At 70.8% G+C, this 3,439-nt stretch carries 3 protein-coding genes; 2 read left to right on the top strand and 1 reads right to left on the bottom strand.

Annotated features, from left to right (window positions below; all coding sequences use genetic code 11):
• Positions 1-577: 577 nt before the first annotated feature.
• A complete protein-coding gene (gene trpS, locus ABD207_RS26215) occupies positions 578-1,624 on the top strand; it encodes a tryptophan--tRNA ligase (protein ID WP_344015634.1) in 1,047 nt (348 codons plus the stop codon).
• On the opposite strand, the gene ABD207_RS26210 is transcribed toward trpS, so the two are convergent.
• Positions 1,543-2,553, bottom strand: a complete 1,011-nt coding sequence (locus ABD207_RS26210) for a GlxA family transcriptional regulator (RefSeq protein ID WP_344015633.1) — start codon at positions 2,551-2,553, stop codon at positions 1,543-1,545. The two genes, trpS and ABD207_RS26210, sit on opposite strands and share 82 nt — an antisense overlap.
• 92 nt (positions 2,554-2,645) lie before the next feature.
• On the opposite strand from ABD207_RS26210, the gene ABD207_RS26205 reads away from it, so the two are divergent.
• Positions 2,646-3,254, top strand: coding sequence for a cysteine hydrolase family protein (locus ABD207_RS26205; protein ID WP_344015632.1), 609 nt, complete (start codon positions 2,646-2,648; stop codon positions 3,252-3,254).
• Positions 3,255-3,439 lie beyond the last annotated feature (185 nt).

Here is a 3,439-nt window from a genome sequence, read left to right as displayed (position 1 = left end):
CTTCCTTCGTACTCACCCTCTCGGGCTTTCCTCCGGGCGCTTCCCTTCGGTGTTTCTGACACTATCAGATCTTTTTCTCGACCTGACCCCCCGTCAGCGGGGTTCGTCCGCACGGCCGTTGGGCCGCTTCGACGAGTGAGACTTTAGCGGATTCCCGGCTCCCGAGCTAATCGGGGGCCTGCGTCCTTTCGAACGCGGATTCCTCCATTCGCGAATACGCATGCCGATGACACGACGGCAGACAGACGACTGCTGTCGATCAGTGGTGGTACTCGCGGAAGGGCTGTCCGGGGACCGACCGGAGTCGGCGCTCACGTCGGACAACCCGGAGAACACTACGGATCACCTGGGGGCGTGTCAACTCGCGTGCTCACCCCACCCGCCGGGCGTACTCTTGTCCCCATGACGACGCGTACGCACTGCCAGTTCTGGTGGGCCGCCTGACGGCGGCCGTCGCTGCGTTACGCACTCAACGGTCGCCGCTCCGGCGGCCGTTTTCGTTTCTCCTCCCAGGACTCCGGGGGCGGCCGGCCGGGACGGCGGCCTCGATCCGACGAGCAGGAGAGGGAGAGACGAGATGACGCGGGTTTTCAGCGGGATCAAGCCGACCGGGCATCTGACGCTGGGGAACTACCTGGGGGCCATGCGGCGGTGGGCCGAGGTCGACCAGTACCGGGCCGATGCGCTGTTCTGCGTCGTCGACCTCCATGCGCTGACCGTGGACCACGACCCGGCGCGGGTGCGCAGGCTCAGCCGGCAGGCGGCGACGCTGCTGCTGGCGTCGGGGCTGGATCCGGAGCGGTGCACCCTGTTCGTGCAGAGCCATGTCGATGAGCATGCGCGGCTGTCGTATCTGCTGGAGTGCGTGGCGACCGACGGCGAGATGCGGCGGATGATCCAGTACAAGGAGAAGGCCGCGCGGGAGCAGCGCCGGGGCGGGAGCTTGCGGCTGTCGCTGCTGACGTACCCGGTGCTGATGGCGGCCGACATCCTGGCCTACCGGACCGACGAGGTGCCGGTGGGGGACGACCAGACGCAGCATGTCGAGCTGGCCCGGGATCTGGCGGTGCGCTTCAACCACCGGTACGGACACACCTTCACGGTGCCGCGGGCGACGCCGCCCGCAGTGGCGGCGCGGGTGATGAATCTGCAGGACCCGGCGTCGAAGATGGGCAAGAGCGAGGACGTCGGGCCGGGGATCGTCTATCTGCTGGACGAGCCGGACGTGGTGCGCAGGAAGGTCATGCGGGCGGTGACCGACAGCGGGCGGGAGGTCGTCTACGACCGGGAGTCCCGGCCGGGGGTGGCGAATCTGCTGGAGATCCTGGCCGCGTGCTCGGGTGGGAACCCGGAGGAGCTGGCCGGTGTATACGAGTCGTACGGCGCTCTGAAGAAGGACACCGCTGAGGCTGTGGTGGAAGTGCTGCGGCCGGTGCAGCAGCGGCATCGGGAGCTGTGCGCGGATCCGGGATATGTGGAGGGGGTGCTGCGGGAGGGTGCTCGGCGGGCGCGGGAGATGGCCCGGCCGGTCGTGGACGCCGCCTACCGGGCGATCGGCCTGCTGCCTTCCAATGCCGGTGACGGGGCGGTCGAGGAGGCGGTGGCGCTGAACGCGGCCCGGTAGGCGCGGGGGCTGGTGGCGAGGCGCGATGCGAAGTGCTGGCGCATCGTGACCTCGCTGCCGAAGCCGGCGCGGCGGGCGACCTCGGGCATGGGGAGGTCGGTGCGTTCCAGGAGGCGCTGGGCGGCGGCGATGCGCTGGTCGAGGAGCCAGCGCAGGGGGGTGGTGCCGGTGGCGGCGGTGAAGTGGCGGGCGAAGGTGCGCGGTGCCATGCCCGCGTGGCGGGCAAGGTCGGCGACGGTGAGCGGTTCGTGGAGGTGGCGCAGGGCGTATTCGCGTACGGCGCCGAGGGTGTCGGCGTCGCGGTCGGTGCGGGGTGTGGGGTGCTGGATGAACTGGGCCTGGGTGCCCGTGCGGAAGGGGGCGGTGACCATGGAGCGGGCGACGGTGGCGGCGGCTTCGGCTCCGTGGGCGAGGCGGACCAGGTGGAGACAGAGGTCGATGCCGGCGGCGGTGCCGGCCGAGGTCCAGAGGTTGCCGTCCTCGATGAAGAGGGCGTCGGGCTCGACGGTGATCTCCGGGTGGCGGGCCTGGAGCTGCGGGGCGAGGTGCCAGTGGGTGACGGCGCGTCGGCCGTCGAGAAGTCCGGCGCGGGCGAGGACGAAGGCGCCGGCGCAGAGGGCGGCGATCGGGGTGCCGGCCCGGTGGGCGCGGCGGAGGGCGTCGAGGACGGGTTCGGCGACGGGAGTGTCGTGGTCGACCAGTCCCGGGACGACGATCAGGTCGGCCTCCGCGAGCCAGTCGAGGGGGCGGTCAGGGGTGAGGGTGAGTCCGCCCGGCATGGGGATGGGGTCGCCGGGGGTGGTGGCGGTGCGGCGCAGTTCGAACGGCGGGACGCCGGGGAGGCTGCGTTCGCTGCCCCAGACCTCGGTGATGACGGAGACGTCGAAGGCGCGGATGCCGGGGAAGACGAGGAGGGCTATGCGCTGCATGGATCCATGATGGCAGGGGGTGGCAGGAAGCCATCGATGCTCAGCTTTTCTGCCACTGTTGCGCGGGATGGCCGGGCGGGAGCATCAGGGGCATGGAGAAGGAGAAGACAGCAGAGCTCGAGGTCGCGGGCAACGCGGCACTGATCGTCGTCGATGTGCAGAAGGGGTTCGAGGACGCGTTCTGGGGGCGGCGGAACAACCCGGATGCGGAACGGAACATCGCCGCGCTCATCGATGTCTGGCAGGAGAGCGGACGCCCTGTGGTGTTCGTGCGGCACGACTCGCCCGCCGGGTCGCGGTCGCCGTTGCGGGTGGGGTACGCCGGCAATGACTTCCAGGACTTCGTCGAGGAGCGGCGGGGGAAGGGGTCCGGCCCGGAGCTGCTGGTGACGAAGTCGGTGAACTCGGCGTTCTACGGGGAGCCGGATCTCGACGGGTGGCTGAAGGGTGCCGGGGTGCGGCAGATCGTGATCGTCGGCATCCAGACGAACATGTGCAACGAGACGACGGCGCGCATGGGCGGGAACCTCGGCTACGACGTGCTGTTCCCACTGGACGCCATGCACACCTTCGACCTGACCGGCCCGTTCGGCTGGACAGCGACGGCGGACGAGCTGACGCGGGCAACGGCGGTGTCCCTGCACGGCGGACGGTTCGCCCGTGTGGTGACGACGGAGGAGGTGCTGGCTGCGGCGAAGTAAGGCCGCGGCCAGGGGGGTGATCACGGTCCGGCAGGAGCCCCGGTGGGTCGGACGGACTCCGTTTCGGCCGGAGCGGGGCCTGGCCGGAGTGACCTTCGGCCGGCGCAAGGCGCAGCCGCCCCGGCCCGAGCCGCCCACGGCGGCGCACAGGGCCCGGCGGGAGCCCCGCCGCCCGGGGGGGTGCG

This window comes from Streptomyces thermospinosisporus, from assembly GCF_039526425.1.
GTDB lineage: Bacteria > Actinomycetota > Actinomycetes > Streptomycetales > Streptomycetaceae > Streptomyces > Streptomyces thermocarboxydovorans.
The sequence above is the reverse complement of the archived record's forward strand: the minus strand, read 5'-3'. Positions and strand labels throughout refer to the sequence as shown.